This is a genomic window from Sphingobacterium faecium (genome assembly GCF_003054045.1).
In the GTDB taxonomy this organism is placed as follows: Bacteria; Bacteroidota; Bacteroidia; order Sphingobacteriales; family Sphingobacteriaceae; genus Sphingobacterium; species Sphingobacterium faecium.
In genome coordinates, this window is sequence record NZ_QBKH01000002.1 from 679145 (window position 1) to 698615 (window position 19471).

Consider the following 19471-nt stretch of genomic DNA (forward strand, 5'->3'; position numbering starts at 1 on the left):
TGTTGATTATTCTATTTATTATTTTTAATTACTCTTCGTTGTGCTTGGGCATATCCCCAATGCAAATTATCGTGCGATAATGTGGCGATTAGTACTTCTTCGATTGTTTTCATCTCAGAACCATACGTTGCTGTCGCATATGGTGTGGTGGAATTGAAAGTTCCGTTAGCATAGTCCTTCTGAATCTGATCGATGGTTGTTAGCGCTAAAGATTTAAATTCATCCACTTCTGCTTGTGTTACCTCACGTGTTGGTCTGGTGTCTTTTTTATAATCGTCATTATACTTCACTGTTGAAGCATCAGGGAGGATACCTGTACGAACATAGCTCAATGTTTGTGTGGAAACAACGATATGTGCAAAATTCCAAAAGATATTATTATTGAATCCTGCTGGTATCTGGTTTAATTCTTCTAATGTTAACTCATCGATCAAACGTATAAAAGCTTTGCGGCTATTGATGATAAATTCAAATATATGTTGTGTCATTTTTTACTTTTTTTAATCGATTTTTTTAAAGGCATTGGAATTTAATATCTTTCATTGCCTTACATTTTGAGAGCTAAGCGATGTTGAAATTACATGGTGAAAACATCATCCCCTTTTTCAAGGTATTCGTTTTCTACAACTTCTTCAGAAGGTTCTCTTCGCTCAAATTCTTTTAACTTAGCATGAAATCCAGCACTTTCTTTAATGATGGCGATACGTGCACCACGTACAAATTCGATTAAATTATATTTGGTCAACTCTTCTGTCAGTTTATCAATTTCCTCTCGATGTCCAGCAGTTTCGAAGACGGTGTAATCTTTGCGGATCACAACGGCAGATGCGCCATATTGACGTAAAAGTCTTTCTACGTACACTTTTTCTGTGATAACTTCTGTTGGAACTTTGTATAAAGCTTGTTCTTGCCAGATAACTTCATCGTTAGTATTGTAGTATGCTTTGAGTACCTCTACCTGTTTTTCAATTTGACGGCATAATTTGCGTACTACTTCTTCTATTTCAGTAATTAAAATCGTAAAGCGATGAATCCCTTCTACCTCGGAAGGTGAAGTGTTTAAGCTTTCGATATTGATTTTTCTTCTTGAGAATATGGTTGATATTCTACCGATCATGCCGATAGAATTTTCTGTATATATCGTGATTGTATATTCTTGTTTTTCCATTTTTACTTCAATCTAATTTCTGAAACACTTGTTCCTTGGGCAACCATCGGGAATACATTGTTCTCTTTGCCCACCATTACCTCTAATAAGTAAGCGCCATCGTGATCCAACATGGTTTTTAAAGCTGTTTTCAATTGCTCTCTTTCTGAAACTTTTTGTCCATCGATGTAGTATGATTTTGCTAGTGCAACAAAATCTGGACTGGTAATATTCACAAAGGAGTATCTTTTTTCATTGAAAAGCTGTTGCCATTGGCGAACCATTCCTAAGAATTGATTGTTTAGAATCAAGATTTTTACTTTAGCACCAAATTGCATGATGGTACCCAATTCTTGTAACGTCATTTGGAAACCTCCATCACCGATAATAGCAATCACATCACGATGAGGTGCACCATACCAAGCTCCTATTGCTGCAGGTAGACCAAATCCCATGGTTCCTAATCCTCCTGAAGTAACGTTGGATTTTGATTGGTTGAATTTTGCATAACGGCAGGCAACCATTTGATGTTGACCGACATCTGTTGTGATGATTGCATCTCCGCCAGTCAATTCATTTAATAAATGAACAACTTCACCCATTGTTAGCACATCACCTGTAGGGTGAAGCTCATTTTGAATAACCTCTTTAATTTCTTCTTTTTCTAAAGTTCTGAATTGTTCTAACCAATCAGTATGTTCTTTTTTGTCAATCAATTCGGTCAGTTGCGGCAAAGTTTCTTTACAATCTCCCCAAACGGCAACTGTTGTCTGTACATTTTTATCAATTTCGGCAGGGTCAATATCCAAATGAACTACTTTTGCCTGTTTCGCATATTTGTCAAGACGTCCTGTAACACGGTCATCAAAACGCATTCCGATAGCGATTAAAACATCACAATCGTTGGTCATGACATTCGGTGCATAATTACCATGCATACCAAGCATTCCCACATGTTGTGGATGATCTGTTTCGAGTGCGCTAAGCCCCATTACTGTAGCTGCAGCAGGTATTCCTGATTTTTCTAAGAAAGCCTTGAACTCTTGTTCGGCCCTACCTAAGATGATACCTTGACCAAATAAAATAAATGGTTTTTGAGCACTATTGATTAAGGCTGCTGCTTCCTGTACATATTCTTTTCTAACAATAGGGGAAGGACGGTACGAGCGTATGTGTGTACACTTTTCATATCCTAAATAATCGAATAATTCCATTTGTGCATTTTTTGTAATATCGATTAATACGGGACCAGGGCGACCTGTACTTGCGATATGAAATGCTTTAGCTATAGCCGTAGGAATTTCTGATGCTTCTGTCACTTGATAACTCCATTTGGTGACAGGGGCGGTAATATTAATGACGTCTGTTTCTTGAAAGGCATCTGTACCCAATAAACTAGCGAATACTTGTCCAGTGATACAGACGATCGGATTACTATCGATCATAGCATCAGCTAAACCAGTTACTAAATTTGTTGCTCCGGGACCAGAAGTTGCAAATACAACACCGGTACGTCCAGAGGTCCTTGCATAGCCTTGTGCTGCATGGATACCGCCTTGTTCGTGGCGTACTAGGATATGAGTCAATTTTTCATTGTAATCATATAATGCATCATAGATGGGCATGATAGCTCCTCCAGGATATCCAAATACGGTATCAACACCTTCACACAATAAGGCTTCTAATACCGCCTGCGAACCTTTTAATTGACTAATAGGTTGAGGTTGCTTCGCACATTCCTTGCTTTCAGTTTTTTCCAGCGTACTCATTATTTTTAATTTATTCGATTTGTAATTCTTTTGTTTTTGTTGATTATTCGGTCTTTTACTTTTATAGGTCTGTTACACAGCCATCTGAAGCGTCGGAAACGGTTTTTGCGTATTTGTAAAGCACTCCTTTTGTTACCTTTAGTGCTGGTTGTTTCCATTGTGCACGTCGAGCTGCAATTGTTGCTTCATCTACTTTTAAGTTTAGGGTATTGTTGACCGAATCGATTTCGATGATATCATCATCTTCTACCAAACCAATCAAACCTCCTTTGTACGCTTCAGGGGTAATGTGTCCCACGACAAAACCATGCGTACCTCCAGAGAATCTTCCATCCGTGATCAATGCGACTGATTTTCCTAATCCTGCACCAATGATTGCCGAAGTAGGTTTTAACATTTCCGGCATTCCAGGAGCGCCAACCGGACCTTCGTTTTTAATAACCACTACATCTCCTTTTTTGACACGTCCTGAGGAGATACCTGCGATAAGATCTTGTTCTCCATCAAATACGCGAGCCGGTCCAACAAATTTCTCGCCCTCTTTTCCTGAAATTTTAGCAACAGAACCTTTCTCTGCTAAATTACCATAAAGGATCTGTAAGTGACCATTTGCTTTAATTGGATCGTTCAATTTATGTATGATCTTCTGATCATAATCTATGACGGATTTCACATCTGCCAAGTTCTCCGCCAGCGTTTTACCTGTTACGGTCAAACAATCACCATGCAATAAGCCTTCGTTCAATAAATACTTTAAAACAGCAGGGATACCACCATATTGATGTAAATCTTGCATTAAGTATTTTCCAGATGGTTTAAAATCTGCTAAAACGGGTGTCTCATCCGACATGCGTTGAAAATCGTCTTGAGTGATATCTACTCCTATCGATTTACCAATTGCAATAAAGTGCAACACGGCATTGGTACTTCCTCCTAAGATGATGATCGCACGAATGGCATTTTCAAATGCTTTACGGGTCATGATATCGGAAGGTTTGATATCTTTTTCTAATAAGATACGGATATATTTACCCGCTTCTAAACATTCATCTTTTTTATCTTGTGATACAGCAGGATTGGATGATGAATAAGGTAAACTCATTCCTAGTGCTTCGATGGCAGCAGCCATGGTATTAGCTGTGTACATCCCGCCACAAGCGCCTGCCCCAGGACAAGTGTTGCGGATCACACCATCGTAATCTTCATCTGAAATATTGCCACAAATTTTTTGACCTAAAGCCTCAAATGCGGAGACAATATTTAGATCTTCTCCTTTATAATGACCGGGTGCAATTGTTCCACCGTACACCATAATGGCAGGACGATCTAAACGACCCATAGCGATAACAGCCCCAGGCATGTTTTTATCACATCCTGGGATCGCAATCAATCCATCGTAATATTGTCCGCCACAGATAGTTTCAATGCTATCAGCGATAACATCTCTACTGACTAAGGAGTAACGCATACCTGCTGTACCGTTGCTCATCCCATCACTGACACCAATGGTGCCGAACGTTAGACCTACTAAATCATTTGACCAGACTCCTTTTTTAACAACTTGCGCTAAATCATTTAAATGCATATTGCAGGTATTACCATCGTAACCCATGCTTGCAATTCCTACTTGTGCTTTTTCCATGTCCGCATCCGTCAGACCGATACCATAGAGCATCGCTTTTGCTGCAGGTTGTGTTTCGTCTTGTGTGAATGTACGGCTGTATTTATTCAATATTTGTTCCTTATCAGATGATGACTTCATAGTTCTCGTTCTCTAATACTAAATTTTTATATCTTCTTTGGATAGAAGCACCTATTGTATGCTCCCAGTTTTCTTTATATATAATATGATCGACTTGTTTTATTCCTATGATCTCTGCTGCAGTTCCAGATAAAAAAGCTGAATCAGCTTCATGGATATCTTGAATAGTTAGTCTTTTCTCAATTAATTCAATTCCTAATTTTTTGCAAATAAGGATGACATTTTTTCGTGTTATCCCAGGGAAAATATTCTGGATAGGGGGAGTGTAGATTTTGAAATCTTTTTCGATGAATAAGTTTTCACTTGAAGCTTGCGCTACAAAACCATCTTGATCTAATAATAAAGCCTCGTCATATCCATTTTTTATGGCTTTACTGCTCGCTAAAATGGAGTTGATGTACTGTCCTGATATTTTAGAGGAAATCGGAAATGCTTTTGAACTTGGTCGCTGAATATCCGATATCTCAACTTTTAATAAATTTTGTCCTAAATAAGGTCCCCATTCCCATGCAGCCATCATGATCCGAGCTTCGGTAGATGATGTCAGATGCATATTAGATCCTGAAAATACCAATGGTCTAATATAGGCTGAACGTAAATTGTTAATAGCGAGTAATTCATAAGCGCGGTCAATCAACTCACGATTGTCCCATGAGTATGGAATGTTGATCGCTTCACATGATTTTTGTAAACGCTCGAAATGTTCAAGTGCTTTAAAAATACGAGGTCCATTATGGGTGTTATATGCCCGTAGACCTTCGAAAGCTCCATAGCCATAATGCAGAGCTTGTGTATACAAGTCTAGACCTGTTGCAAAAGCTTTGACATATGATCCGTCTAAGTAAATTAATGTGTTCTCGTCGTAATACTTCATAGCCTATGATCTACCCCTTCTAGTAAAAATTAAAAAATAACTTGCTTTTGTTTCCCTTGGGTAAATGTAATTTTAGTCGTAAACTTTGGTGCTAAAATTATTTCTTTAAGTTACTTCGAATAAAAATAATTGGCAATAGGTATATCTAACTTTTTTGATTAAGTATATAATTTTGAATTATTCTTTTTTGCAAAATTTAATTTTATTAATATCAATATTGTTGATATTTTAAGGTGCGTTAAGTAGACCGTATTTAAAATCGGTCTACTTGGTCAGAAAACTTTTTTTTTAATTTTTTTGTGAAATTCTTCTTAAAAAATGATAAATGTAGTTTTTTTTATTTTTTATATACATTTTTTGTTATCGATTTTTAAACTGTTTTTGTTCGCATTAATAATGCTTTTTGTTATGCCATAATATATGGGATTGCTATTGTAAAAATAGATTGGAAATACTTGTATTCTAGTTGAAGTGTTTAATAAATCAATTGATGAGTGATTCTATTTTTCTTGATTTATAAACATGTTGTTAATATCTATTGAGAAAAGTGGAAAAGAGTGAAGGTGCTTCTATCATGATATCAATAGATATAGACATATTGTTGGAAACTGCTCAAAAAATGTGTAGAAGAGTAAACATTTATGATTTGAAGCAGACGGGTAAGAAATGATATATCGGGAAGATGAGTTTATTTACTAATTTATAAACATAATGTGGATATCTACTTGAATAAGTGGATAAAGACTAAAGGTATTTTATCGATTCTATCGAAAGTTGTTGACATTTTGTAAGTAACGCTGTTAAGAAAGTATGAAAAAAATAGCAGATCATGCTGATTTCAGTGGATCAAGTAGTCTGGAGTAGGTCAATATTGGACATTATTGATCATTATAAAAATATTGTGGACATCTGTTGAGAAACGTGGATAAAGAGTAAACGTTATGGATTTTGTGACAGTTCAATCAAGTGGAAATATATCTTGAAGAAGAGTGTAATAGAGTTTTTGAACATAATGTGGATATCTACTTAGAAATAGTGGATAAAAAATAAAAGCCTCTTATTTTTTTAAATAAGAGGCTTTTGAGATCATCCATAGATGATTTATGCTTCAATAATTCCTTCTGCTAATATAGTAACGACATTATTTTTAGCTTCTACCACACCACCTTTGATGCTTAAAGTTTGCTCGTCTTTACCTTGCTGAATAATTACTTTTCCGTCTTCCAAAGTAGAAATGATAGCAGCGTGATCTCTCAATATTTGAAAAGATCCTGATGTACCTGGAACAGTTACCGCAGTTGCATCACCTTCAAATACTATTTTGTCCGGAGTGATTATAGATAATTTCATTTTATATAATAGTATTTAGTAGTTCGTATTAAGTACTTAGACTTTTACACTGTATTTAGTATGGAGTATTTAGACTTTTGCTATCGATCAGCATCTAAAACCTTCATCTTAAGTTTTCGAGATCTAAATACTAGCTACTAAATACTAACAACTAACTTAAACTGCTTCAGCTAATAATTTTTTACCTTTTTCGATTGCCTCTTCGATGCTACCTACTAAGTTGAAAGCAGCTTCAGGATATTCATCAACTGCGCCATCAAGAATCATATTGAAACCTTTGATGGTATCTTTGATGTCTACCAATACACCTTTTAAACCTGTAAATTGCTCAGCAACGTGGAAAGGTTGAGATAAGAAACGCTGAACACGACGAGCGCGTTGTACAGTTAATTTATCTTCTTCCGATAACTCATCCATACCTAAGATGGCGATGATATCTTGTAATTCTTTGTAACGTTGCAAGATTTCTTTAACGCGTTGAGCTGTATCGTAGTGTTCGTTACCTAAAACAGCCGGGCTTAAGATACGAGAAGTCGAATCTAATGGATCTACCGCAGGGTAAATACCTAACTCAGCAATTTTACGCGATAATACTGTTGTTGCATCTAAGTGGGCGAATGTTGTCGCTGGAGCAGGGTCAGTTAAATCATCGGCAGGTACGTATACTGCTTGAACTGAAGTAATTGATCCGTTTTTAGTAGAGGTAATACGCTCTTGCATTAAACCCATCTCCGTTGCTAATGTCGGTTGGTAACCTACTGCAGAAGGCATACGGCCTAAAAGAGCAGATACTTCAGAACCCGCTTGTGTAAAACGGAAGATATTGTCAATAAAGAATAATACATCTTTACCTTTACCATCTTCTTCACCGTCACGGAAATACTCAGCGATAGTTAAACCTGATAAAGCAACACGAGCACGTGCACCTGGAGGCTCATTCATTTGACCGAATACGAAAGTACATTTCGATTCTTTCATCAATTCGGTATCGATAGCATCTAAAGGCCATTGACCTTTTTCCATCTCTTCCATGAAATGCTCACCATATTTGATAATGCCTGATTCCAACATCTCACGTAATAAGTCATTTCCTTCACGTGTACGCTCACCAACACCAGCAAATACAGATAAACCACCGTGTCCTTTTGCGATATTATTGATTAACTCTTGAATTAATACAGTTTTACCTACACCGGCACCACCAAATAATCCAATTTTACCACCTTTAGAATATGGTTCTAATAAATCGATTACTTTAATACCTGTGAAAAGTACTTCAGTTTCAGTCGATAAATCTTCAAATTTAGGTGGAACATTATGGATCGAACGACCATTAGTTTTATCTAAATTTTTGATCCCGTCAATGGCATCACCCACAACGTTAAATACACGACCTTTAATTTCTTCACCAATAGGCATTTTGATTGGAGCACCTGTGTCGACAACTTTCATTCCACGAACCAAACCTTCGGTTGCATCCATAGAAATTGTACGAACACGTTCCTCACCTAAGTGTTGTTGAACCTCTAAAACGACACGTTGACCATTTTCTCTCTCGATAATCAAGGCATCGTAAATTTTAGGTAGATTTTCATTGTCGGCGAAGTTGACGTCAACCACTGGGCCGATAATCTGCGCTATTTTACCAATATTGGGCATATTATGGGGACTAAATATTTATTAATCAATTTTATAAAGGCAATATAAACCGCCTCTTTTTGGTCAGCAAAAATAAGCTTATTGTCGCTGAAAAACAAATAGAAATTTCAATTAAATTCTTTTTTATTGAAATATGTCAATTTGTTATTCATTCTAATAATATATGTTCTCGAAAAAAGATAATTTCAGCCTAATATTACGGCTTTATCCATTTTAAAGACAATATTCATGTTTTTTTGTCCTCATTGGACAAACGATAAAAAATCCTGATTTTACTTCAAATATATAACGTGTTTGAATTAAATACAACTATGATGATTACATTTTTGTTGTATCATGATGCTGATTATTCGAAAACGTATTGAATTATTTATAATTAAATCCTATTTTTCCTCTGTATCACTAATAAAATAAGGGCAATTGCACATGCAATTGCCCTTATTTTAAATATATTAGAAAATGATTACGATCTTTTGTTTAACTCATCTTGAAGTTGACGTTTTAATGCTTGTTCTTTTTCAAGTGCTTTTTTTCGAAATAAAGCAAGTTCTTCTTGTGCTTGATCTGCCGTTTTTTGATATTCATCAGTATTTACTTTCGCTTTGCGATAAGAGAATAAAAAGGTTACTGTACTGATCAAGAGTACGGCAATGATTAGCCAAACGATACTACTATAAGCTGATTTTGTTGTATTGATTCCTAAGAACGAGAAACTATCAGCTTTTTCTTGCTCTTGAGCCAATTGATCTTTTAATATTTGAACACTATCTTGTAATCCTTTAGTTGTCGATCCGTAATTTGAACTTGCAGATTTCAATGCGGTAATTTCTTTTTGAAGTTTGCTGACGGTATCTACTACATTTTTTCTGATGATCTCCAGATTTGTTTTGCGCACCATCTTGAAATCATAATTATTTTTTGAAATGTAGTTCAAATGGTCAAACTGATTTGCAAGACTACCTTTACTCAAACCTTCAGGGCCAAATTTATTAGCAGTCGCTGCTGTTGGTTGAGCTACTGGAGCTTGTGCCGTTGCGAATTGCTGTTGAGCGCATAGAAGAGATACAGTTATAACTAGTGATTTTAAAATATGCATAGATGAATTAACGTTACAAATTTTTTACAAAATTAATGATTGCTTCTAATATATACTAAAAAGTTAAGATTTTAAGTTTAAATGTTTAAATATTTTTATTAAATCTGTATTTCTGCAAGGTAAATAAAGAATATGCACCCGAGTTGTTCATGCGTTTATCCTATTATATTATTTTAAAAATAGCGCTTTTAGAAGAGTACTTTTTTACATGTTGTTGATTCATTATTTTATCTAGAGATCAATCGTTTTTTAGTTAGAGACTGCTCGTAAATTTAAATTTGATACCCAATTGAAAATTGCTAATGGTCTTAAATATCTCTTTCAAAGTTGCTTTTTCAATTTTAGTTAGACTATCGATTCGAATATAATTATCGGGTTCAGATTTTGAGGTTAAAATCTCATTAGTTTGATTTTTTAATCTCAGGGCCATCATGTAATAGTATGATTGATATAATTCTTCGTATTGTGTCTGATTGAAGATCCCGAGCTTAACCAATTTTTTGAGCCTTTCGCCTGTATTTTCTTCATATATTCTATTTTTTAATGCATATACACGGACGAGATCCACAATTGGAGTCATCGCTTTTTTGATATTTAAAAATTCAGCAGTTCCAATGGTTTGTGTTTTTATAGCATTAAAAAATGTTAATGGTGGCTGATATTGCAAAGCATTCTTTGCGATGAAGGAGAAGAAGCGTTCATTCGGTTTTTGTAACTCTTCATTTAAGAATAATTTAAGTTCATCTATGATTTCTTGATCTCCATAGAGTCGCCTACAATCAAAGAACGTCGAAAATTTAATCGCATTCTCGGGAATGGTATCTTCTATCCAATTTTTATAATTATTTTTCCAATGAGATAAAGAATGTGTCCATTTAGGATTGCTTGCCATAAATTCACCGGTACAGTACACAAATCCAATTTTATTTAAATAATCAGAGACTTTATTTGCAAAAGTTAAAAAATAACTTCTAACAAGTTCACGATGTTCATTCGCTTTATCTTCATATATAATGGCATTATCTTGATCGGTTTTGAGTGTTTGTTCTTTCCTGCCTTCACTTCCTGTTACCATAAAAACAAATTTTGCGGGAGGTTTTCCAATTTCTTGGATAACTTTTTCAATCACTTTGATTGAAATGGTATCGGCAATTGTCGTAATCACTTGGTTGGCTATTTCAGCATGGACACCGCGCTCTAGCAATTGGTTTATAATTTTAGGTACGTTATTCCACTTATCCTCTAATTCATCTATAGATTCGGCTAATTTTACGGATTGTATAAAGACTAATGGTGATTGACCTTGCTCGCTTAATAAGCGATTACGGCTTAAAAAACCAATATATTTTCCTTCTTTTTCAACTAAAAGATATTTGGTTTTTGTTCGAAACATCATGAGTACGGCTTCATATAGAAAAGCTTGATGAGATATGCTTACAATCGGATTATCCATTACTGATCCGATCGGCTGTGTAGCTTCTATTTGTTTACCTAAGACATTGTCCCGTAGTGTTATATCTGTTGCGTATCCGATGATTTCTTCCTTTTCGGTTATGAAGATGCAGCTAATTTTATGTCTTGACATTTTTTGTGCTGCTTCGAAAATAGGGGTGTGGTAGGGAATGGATATAATATCTTTATAGATGATATTATCGATCTTTCGAGAATAGAGCTGATCTGCTGCGTAATAACTTTCTTCAAATGGTGCTGGCGATTTTACGAAATGCGAAAAATCTTCTTCTAGCATTTTGCGTCCAAATGAATTTGTAAAGAAATGAAAAAAATCTTCATTGACATGGCACAGTTCAATGAAATCTTTACGGGGCAATCGGTATATGGTTGTTCCCTTTTTGACCATGACGGATTTTAATGCCTTTTTACGGTTTAGCAGAATAGATATTCCTCCAAAGCAATAAGGATGATGATGGATCTCAATAGAATGTTTATTCTCACCTGTATCTAAAAAGAAAGTTTCGTACCCACCTTTATAAATGAGATCTATACCCTCTATGTCAGTCACATTTTGCCGGTAAATCAGTTCTTCTTTTTTAAATGTAAATTTCGTCATCAGGTCCACTAAACTTTTTTGCACGGAATCGGGCAATAGCTGAAAAGGTTGAGTTGTTTTTAATAATGATAAAATAACCTCAGAATTATTCATATAAGTGGATTTAGGGTTGAAATATAGGTAGAAATTGAGCTTGTTGGTTTTCAACATCTGCTATTGAAAGTTCATTTCTGCGTATCATTTCAAAATAACATTTTGCAGTTATTTCGGCATCTTTTTCAGCATGATGCATATTGTCTGGCAATGTTGTAAACAACGTTTCATGTAACAGCGACAGATTCATATATACCATATTGGGATTTCGTACATATTTTTTGCTATGCCATAAGGTACAAAAATAGCGAAATTGCTGAAATGGGACAGGAAGTTTTACCCTAACAAATTCAGCGCACAATACTTGTAAATCAAATGATAAGAAATGGCCAACAATTAAAGGATTGTATTTTTTTAAATCATGCGCTAATTTTCGAAGTACGTTTTTTTTGTTGTCGCCATGCTCTCTCAAAAAATGTGGTGTTAGACCGTGAATTTTTTCTGATTCTCGACTTATAGGGATCAGTGGTTCATAGATGTATTTGTTTGTCCGTTTGATTTCGTTAACCTCCGTATCAAATATGATCCATGCTAATTGCAGTACATGAGGCCAATTTTGAATATCACTGTATTTTTTATTCCATTTCTTTGGAAGATCGGAGGTTTCTGTATCCAGAAATAATATATACTTTTTCAAAAAGAGTGTTTCTATGCTATTTGTGATTAAAAATAAGTAAATTATCGATCATACGGATAGCCAAATGATAAAAAAAAGATTGACTACACGTGTTGTACCGTTGTATTTTTTTGAAACTCGGTAGGTGTTATTCCAAATGATGCTTTGAAACAAGTCGCAAAATACCTGGGATCAGAGAAACCAGTAGCAAATGCCACCTCACTCACCGTAATGGATTTATCTTTTTCCATCATTTGACAGGCATGTTTTAAGCGAATATTTTTTATAAACTCACTCGGTGATAAATCAAGCAGGACTTTGGTTTTTCGGTATAATGTCGATTTAGATAGTGCGAGCATCTCCCCCAGCTTAATAATATCAAATTGATCATCACTTAAGTTCTCTTCAACAACTTTGATCATTCGCTGTAGAAACTGCTCATCAATTGGTGTGTAATCCAAAGTAGCGATATTAATTTGTGTATTGTTATTGAAGTTGATTTGCTTTGTCCTTTTATTGATGACAAAGCTCTGAATTTTGGCTTCCAGTACTTTAATATCAAAAGGCTTACTGATATAGCCGTCGGCTCCAGCTTGATAACATTCAATTCGATCTTCTATACTATTCTTTGCTGTAAGTAATAATACTGGGATATGGTTAATTTCCGTATGCTGCTTGACAGCTCTACATAGGCTAAGTCCATCCATTTCGGGCATCATAATATCACTGACAATAATATCAATATCGACTTTATTTAAAAGATCAAGACCCTTTTTTCCATCGGAAGCGACATGGACATGGTATTTTTTTGATAAAATATTTGACATGGTCTGTTGCAGATCTTCGTTATCTTCTACCAATAAAATATGTAGTTTATGGAGGTCTCCAGAAGTGATGTCATGGATTGCTGTTTCCAAATCACTAATTTCATAAATAAGTTCATCTTTTTTAGGAAAAGACTCATCCCATATTTGATATCCTTTATTAACGTAAAACTCCTTACCGACAGGTAATACAATCTGGAAACAAGTTCCTTGGTCAGGTAAACTCTCGACACTGATTTCCCCAAAGTGAATGTCTACTAATTCTTTAGTTACTGACAGACCAATCCCATTGCTTTCTTGATTAACAAATGATTTATTGGTATAAAATGGTTTAAATATTTTATCTAATTCATCTTTATCGATTCCCATACCGTTATCGCGTACAAAAAGATAGAGCAGCTTTTGTTTTTTATCTTCTTTTATATAGTATGAAAGGCTGATTTTACCATCTTTAGGTGTGTATTTAAAGGCGTTAGAGAGTAAATTGAAAAGAATCTTATCCATTTTATCCGCGTCATAGTAGATATCGGTTGTACATTCTCCATGATTGATTTCAAATTCAATATTTTTTCGAATGGCTAATGGACTAAAAAAAACATGGCTCAATTGATTTATAAATGTGGGCAAATGTTCTTGACTAACTTTCAACTCCATCAAATTATTTTCTATTCTTCGAAAATCCAAAATTTGTTGCAATAAGCGTTTTAGGCGATCTAGATTCAATCTCATTTTTTCGAACTGACTTAAATGATGATTTGTGGTCATTTGAACGTCGTCTACTAAACAAGAAATGATGGTTAGTGGTGTTAGCAAGTCATGGGAAATACCTGTAAAATAGCTGAGTTTGGACTGCGCCAATGCATGTGCATTTTCTTTTTCTATTTGGGCTATTTTTAGATCACTTCTTAATTTTAAACGATGTAGGGTAAAATTAATGAAATAGTAAAATATACCGATCAGTAGGCATGCATATAAGAAATAGGCTAAATTGCTCTCATAAAATGCAGCTTTTTTGTAAATATTAATTTCGGTAATTGTCGTATTCCATTTATTATTTAAATCAGTTGATTTTATTAAAAATCGATAAGATCCTTTTCCTAGATTATTATATGCTGCGAATACCCGATCTCGAGATGCATTGATCCAATCCTGATCAATACCTTCTAACTTATAGGCATATCGAAGTTTGTTATCCTGGGTATAGCCAAGTGATGAAAAGGAAAATTCTATATTTTGATCGTCGGGTTCTAATGTCAGTATCTGTTGATTGAAATTAAATTTTTTTTGATTGGATTCCAGGACAATGGACTTGTTATTAATCTTGATATCTGTTACTTGAACTTTAGCTTTATAATTTGGGATATTGCTATTATCATCCAATCTAACCATTCCGTTATATCCTCCAAAGTAGACCGAGTTTGATTTTTTATCAATCGTGAATGCTCTTTTGGAAAACATATTGACTTGGAGACTGTCAGTCGATGTAAATTCTAAAATGTCTTTATTGAGTGCATTTATTTTAAATATATTTCTGGTACTAGAAAGCCATACGGTATTATCGAGGCAAACGATATCTAATAATTGGTTCTTTCCAAATAATGCCGAATTTGCCAATTCCTCCATTTTTTTTAAACCAGTTTGATAATAGAGTAAGCGATTATCTTTGGTTCCGATCCATAGATTGTCATTTTTATCAATATCTAAGGATTCAATTTGGTTCGTTTTGAGAATTGCTGTTGATTGACCAATATGTTGCAAGATCTGATCTGGATCATTTTTATTGATATAATAAATGCCGCTTCCTTTGGTGGCTATCCAGATATTTGATTTTTTATCTTCTGCTATGCTAACCGCTTGATCTTTTATTTTTGTGATCAGCTTTATTTTTTTGCTTTTTGCATCTCTATATAATACACCTTGATTTGTTGCGATCCAAGTTCCCGACTGGTTATCTTGGAAAAAAAATATGGGAACACCCGAGTGGTTTGCTTCACGTTTTAAATCTATCTTATAGTTTAATTTGATATTGTTGTGCTGTTTCTCGAAAACATTTATAGTAGCTTCATAAGCAGAACCGACCCACAGTTCATGCTGTACATCAATGGCACAGCTAGCTGCTCTAATGGAGATCAATTCACGTAAATTCGCATTACTGTACGTGTTTAATAAACCATCATTAGGGTTTAAACTTCCAAAACCAAAACGTTCCAGATTGAACCAAAATATACCCTTTTCATCTCGGTATAACATATTCACATTGGGGGCGATGCTATATCGACTTTTAATTTCTTTAAAGGTGTAATTTTGAATAAGAGGTTTATCAAAACTAATCGTTGAGATACCTTTTCCACCGATAGACAGCCACAATGTCCCTAATCTATCTTGATAAATATCATTGAAGATATTGGTTGTATGATCAAAATATGGAGCCATATTGACTTCTTTGAGTGCTCCGTTTACATATTGAAAGGTAGATATACCAGAAAACGAAAGGATCCAAATATAATTGCGATGCCGGTCTTGTACGATGTTATAGAATAAATCTTCCTTTCCAATGTTTCGACGCTTGTTTTTGATTTCTATTTCTTGATATAAGTTCTTCTTATTGTTCGGATTAAATAAGTAAACCCCATCCCCCCAGGTACATACCCAGAGTTGTTTGTTATGATCTTCAAATAGCTTAAAGGGATTGTTACGTGTTCCAAGTTTTGGGTACGCAATGAATTGATTTGTTTGAATATCTAATTTAAATAATCCTTGTTCCCAAATTGCTACCCAAATATTGCCTTTTTTATCTTCAAAGATGGTATTAACAGTACCCGATGGTATTTTGTAAATGGGATTGTGATCATCTTGATAATTTTGGATGATGGATAAGTCTTTGTTATATACCACAATACCGTTGTCTGATCCGACCCATAATCTGTTTTTTTTATCAATCAATAGTGTGGTAATACGTGTTGTAGCTTGTAGGTTATTTTGGAAGGGCTTGATCAGGTAGCTTTCTTTTTCTAAGGTATATAATCCTTTATCTGTGCCTAGAATGAGGTAATTTTGATATTCTATTAATGTTTTAATATTTTGGTTGGTGGCGGTTTTGCCATCATTGGTCTTTAATTTGAAATTTAAAATATTGTAGGCGTCATATCTACTTAATCCCTGTGTAGATGCAAACCAGATATAGCCATCCTTATCCTGACAAGTTTGATTGATGGTCAAGGAGGGTAATTCATTATTTTTAGCAATGGGGTTCAATCCCATTTGTTGACCATTAACTTGGATATGAAAAAGTAAATATATAATGAAGAATAAGATTTGATATGTATTTTTCATAATCAATTGGTTTAATCTAATCAGATCTACAATTTGTCCTTCACTTATTTCTGTTTTCATCACCTTTCTCTAAAAAGCCGGTGAATTAAACAACATAAGAAAAAATGGAGGCATAATTTAATTCCTTAATCAATAATGGTTAGCGCTAAATTGCTAATTCCTTCCGTCTTAATTGAGCATCTAACTGGTTCAAAAAGTCCGATTCAAATTGGTATCTTTTTTAAAGATATAGAATGTTATTTAAAATAAATGTATTATAAACACTTATTTTTAAAAAAAATGGAATAATTATCTTTTTTTAAGCAATATTGGTATATAGAAGTGTGCTTAAGCCATAAAATGATCCAATTTTGTATGTTGAATAAACCCAAATTAAACATCAGATGTATGCATTTTATCTAGATTTGATTTGACCAATCTCCAATAATATTTAGATCTGCTAAACACTGTTGATTGGATTTTTTTAACCTTAAAACCTTAATATATGCGCAAATACTTTATTGTATATTTTCTTCTAATTACTTATTCTGCCTTTGGACAAGATCTTAAAAAGAGTGATGTTTTGGCTCAATTGAATCTGGCGAATCACTATTGGCAGACCAACCATAAGCCTCAAGTTTGGGCATTTTGGGATCAAGCTGCTTATCACAGTGGAAATATGGAATTTTATAAAGAGTTTAAAAATAAAAACTTCTTAAAATATACCGAAGATTGGGCGAATTTTAATGAATGGAAGGGGGCAAAATCAACTGATAAAGCGAATTGGAAATATAGTTATGGAGAGACCGATGACTATGTGCTGTTTGGCGATTGGCAGATCTGTTTTCAAACGTATATTGATCTTTATCATATCGATCCCAAAGCTTACAAAATAGCCCGAGCTCAAGAAGTGATGGATTACCAAATTCATACCAAACAGCATGATTACTGGTGGTGGGCCGATGGACTATATATGGTCATGCCCGTGATGACCAAAATGTACAACTTAACTAAAAATCCGCTCTATTTAGAAAAGCTACATGAATATTTGGAGTATGCAGATGGTATCATGTATGATCAAGATGAAAAACTGTATTATAGGGATGCGAAATATGTTTATCCAAAACATAAGACTGCTCATGGAAAAAAAGACTTTTGGGCAAGGGGTGATGGTTGGGTATTCGCGGGATTAGCAAAAGTACTACAAGATCTACCCAAAGACAATGCTCATTATAAACATTATGCAAAACGTTTTCAAGATATGGCGGATGCTATTGTAGCGTGTCAACAGAAGGAGGGTTTCTGGACGAGAAGTATGCTGGATCCTGAACATGCACCAGGTAAAGAATCCAGTGGAACGGCTTTCTTCACTTATGGACTTCTCTGGGGAATTAACAACGGGATTTTGAATCGTGAAGAATTTGATGGTGCCGCAAAAAAAGGATGGCATTATTTAAGTAATATTGCTTTGCAGCCTGATGGGAAAGTAGGTTATATTCAGCCTATCGGAGAAAAGGCCATACCAGGTCAAGTCGTTGATGCCCATTCCACATCACCATTCGGTGTGGGAGCATTTTTATTGGCGGGTGTTGAAATGTACAGATATTTAAGCAAATGATGATGAAAAATGTATGGACATTATGGGTATTGATATGCTTCGCCACTGTGACTTATGGGCAGAAGAAAAATACTGTAGTAGGGAAAGAAACTTCAAGAGCCTTTTGGTTAAAGGAGATGGATCGTATGGCAAGACCAGTTATGCGTAGTTTGGCTCATGACAGTCTAAAGATCAATATGCCTCAAATTACTTCTATAGCGGTTGACAATAAAGAACATCGCATTCAAGTGCAATATGTAGAAGTATTAGGACGAGTTTTAAGCGGAATATCGCCTTGGCTGGCTTTGAATGACGGTTCGGAAGAAGAACAAGTATTGAGAAAACAATATCGCAATTGGACTATTCAAGCATTAAAAAATGCCTTAGATAGTAATGCAAATGATTTTATGCGTTTTGATCTAGGTGGGCAGCAATTAGTGGATGCCTCATTTATTTCAGTTGCTTTTTTGCGTTGTCCTTGGTTATGGGATCATCTGGGTCCTGTAACTCAAGGTCATTTGATTGAGGCAATCAAAACGACACGTCAATTTAGACCGGTGTTTTCCAATTGGTTACTTTTTTCTGCCATGAATGAAGCTTTTCTAGCCCAGTACAGTAAAGAATGGGATGTTATGAGAGTAGATTATGCCCTGCAACAATTGGAGCAATGGTATGTTGGGGATGGTATGTATATGGATGGTCCTCATTATGCATATGATTATTACAATAGTTATGTTATTCATCCTTTTTTATCTGGAATTATGGATGTCATCGAGCAAAAAACTAAAAATTATGATGGCATGTTTGCGAAAATCAAACTACGTAACCAACGATATGCCATTATATTGGAAAGGTTGATTAATACAGATGGTACTTTTCCTCCATCTGGAAGGTCAGTCATTTATCGTGGAGCAGCCTTTCATCATTTGGCAGACATGGCCTTGAAAAAACGATTACCCAAAGAGCTGACTGAGGGACAAGTCCGCGCGGCTTTATCTGCCGTTTTGAAGAAAACATTTGAAAGTCCATCTACTTATCATCAAAACTGGTTAACGATTGGTCTATATGGAGATCAACCCGGATTAGGGGATTTTTATAACAATCAAGGAAGTCCATATTTATGCAGTACGATTTTTTTACCGCTTGGATTATCTGAACAAGATAGTTTTTGGACTTCAAAAGAAGAAGAATGGAGTTCTAAGCGTATTTGGTCTGGACAGGATTGGAAAAAAGATCAAAGTAAGGTCATTCAATAAAAAGCTATTAGTCATGGGGTTAAGTACGTTTTATAGGATTTTATGGTT

13 protein-coding genes are annotated in these 19471 nt (G+C 34.9%); 2 read left to right on the forward strand and 11 right to left on the reverse strand.

From position 1 onward, the window contains the following. Positions 1-11: 11 nt before the first annotated feature. From C8N37_RS07150 to C8N37_RS07200, 11 genes are all read right to left on the reverse strand, one after another. Complete coding sequence (locus tag C8N37_RS07150) at positions 12-488, reverse strand: DinB family protein (RefSeq protein ID WP_108158259.1); 477 nt, start codon at positions 486-488, stop codon at positions 12-14. A gap of 89 nt (positions 489-577) precedes the next feature. Then, complete coding sequence (gene ilvN / locus C8N37_RS07155) at positions 578-1168, reverse strand: acetolactate synthase small subunit (protein WP_108158260.1); 591 nt, start codon at positions 1166-1168, stop codon at positions 578-580. A gap of 2 nt (positions 1169-1170) precedes the next feature. Further along, a complete protein-coding gene (gene ilvB, locus C8N37_RS07160) occupies positions 1171-2916 on the reverse strand; it encodes a biosynthetic-type acetolactate synthase large subunit (protein ID WP_108158261.1) in 1746 nt (581 codons plus the stop codon). Positions 2917-2977: 61 nt separating this feature from the next. After that, entirely contained in the window at positions 2978-4678 is a 1701-nt protein-coding gene (gene ilvD, locus C8N37_RS07165) for a dihydroxy-acid dehydratase (protein WP_108158262.1), read from the reverse strand. Continuing rightward, the gene (ilvE, locus tag C8N37_RS07170; RefSeq protein ID WP_108158263.1) at positions 4662-5552 is read right to left on the reverse strand and encodes a branched-chain-amino-acid transaminase; all 891 of its coding nucleotides are present in this window, start codon (positions 5550-5552) and stop codon (positions 4662-4664) included. Before ilvE ends, ilvD begins: the two co-directional genes overlap by 17 nt. A 1101-nt stretch (positions 5553-6653) precedes the next feature. Then, the gene (gene atpC, locus C8N37_RS07175; RefSeq protein WP_108158264.1) at positions 6654-6902 is read right to left on the reverse strand and encodes an ATP synthase F1 subunit epsilon; all 249 of its coding nucleotides are present in this window, start codon (positions 6900-6902) and stop codon (positions 6654-6656) included. Positions 6903-7058: 156 nt separating this feature from the next. Continuing rightward, positions 7059-8561 (reverse strand): F0F1 ATP synthase subunit beta, encoded by a 1503-nt coding sequence (gene atpD, locus C8N37_RS07180; protein ID WP_045755061.1) that lies wholly within the window; start codon positions 8559-8561, stop codon positions 7059-7061. A 463-nt stretch (positions 8562-9024) separates the two neighbouring features. After that, positions 9025-9657 carry a hypothetical protein gene (locus tag C8N37_RS07185; protein WP_108158265.1) on the reverse strand — a complete coding sequence of 211 codons (633 nt, stop codon included), beginning with the start codon at positions 9655-9657 and terminating at the stop codon, positions 9025-9027. A gap of 253 nt (positions 9658-9910) precedes the next feature. After that, entirely contained in the window at positions 9911-11818 is a 1908-nt protein-coding gene (locus C8N37_RS07190) for a DUF294 nucleotidyltransferase-like domain-containing protein (protein ID WP_108158434.1), read from the reverse strand. A 10-nt stretch (positions 11819-11828) separates the two neighbouring features. Next, the gene (locus C8N37_RS07195) at positions 11829-12455 is read right to left on the reverse strand and encodes a 3'-5' exonuclease (RefSeq protein WP_153195234.1); all 627 of its coding nucleotides are present in this window, start codon (positions 12453-12455) and stop codon (positions 11829-11831) included. A gap of 83 nt (positions 12456-12538) precedes the next feature. Further along, positions 12539-16591 (reverse strand): hybrid sensor histidine kinase/response regulator transcription factor, encoded by a 4053-nt coding sequence (locus C8N37_RS07200; protein WP_186812813.1) that lies wholly within the window; start codon positions 16589-16591, stop codon positions 12539-12541. Positions 16592-17075: 484 nt separating this feature from the next. Here C8N37_RS07200 and C8N37_RS07205 point away from each other — a divergent pair, with 484 nt between their 5' ends. Continuing rightward, entirely contained in the window at positions 17076-18188 is a 1113-nt protein-coding gene (locus C8N37_RS07205) for a glycoside hydrolase family 88/105 protein (protein ID WP_108158268.1), read from the forward strand. After that, positions 18185-19423 (forward strand): DUF2264 domain-containing protein, encoded by a 1239-nt coding sequence (locus tag C8N37_RS07210; protein WP_211322210.1) that lies wholly within the window; start codon positions 18185-18187, stop codon positions 19421-19423. The genes C8N37_RS07205 and C8N37_RS07210 overlap by 4 nt, the downstream gene beginning before the upstream one ends. Positions 19424-19471 lie beyond the last annotated feature (48 nt).

Bases quoted from the DNA above. Each gene is read 5' to 3' on its own strand.
- C8N37_RS07150 (WP_108158259.1), bottom strand. From the start codon at position 488: ATGACACAACATATATTTGAATTTATCATCAATAGCCGCAAAGCTTTT.
- ilvN (WP_108158260.1), bottom strand. From the start codon at position 1,168: ATGGAAAAACAAGAATATACAATCACGATATATACAGAAAATTCTATC.
- ilvB (WP_108158261.1), bottom strand. From the start codon at position 2,916: ATGAGTACGCTGGAAAAAACTGAAAGCAAGGAATGTGCGAAGCAACCT.
- ilvD (WP_108158262.1), bottom strand. From the start codon at position 4,678: ATGAAGTCATCATCTGATAAGGAACAAATATTGAATAAATACAGCCGT.
- ilvE (WP_108158263.1), bottom strand. From the start codon at position 5,552: ATGAAGTATTACGACGAGAACACATTAATTTACTTAGACGGATCATAT.
- atpC (WP_108158264.1), bottom strand. From the start codon at position 6,902: ATGAAATTATCTATAATCACTCCGGACAAAATAGTATTTGAAGGTGAT.
- atpD (WP_045755061.1), bottom strand. From the start codon at position 8,561: ATGCCCAATATTGGTAAAATAGCGCAGATTATCGGCCCAGTGGTTGAC.
- C8N37_RS07185 (WP_108158265.1), bottom strand. From the start codon at position 9,657: ATGCATATTTTAAAATCACTAGTTATAACTGTATCTCTTCTATGCGCT.
- C8N37_RS07190 (WP_108158434.1), bottom strand. From the start codon at position 11,818: ATGAATAATTCTGAGGTTATTTTATCATTATTAAAAACAACTCAACCT.
- C8N37_RS07200 (WP_186812813.1), bottom strand. From the start codon at position 16,591: ATGAAAAATACATATCAAATCTTATTCTTCATTATATATTTACTTTTT.
- C8N37_RS07205 (WP_108158268.1), top strand. From the start codon at position 17,076: ATGCGCAAATACTTTATTGTATATTTTCTTCTAATTACTTATTCTGCC.
- C8N37_RS07210 (WP_211322210.1), top strand. From the start codon at position 18,185: ATGATGATGAAAAATGTATGGACATTATGGGTATTGATATGCTTCGCC.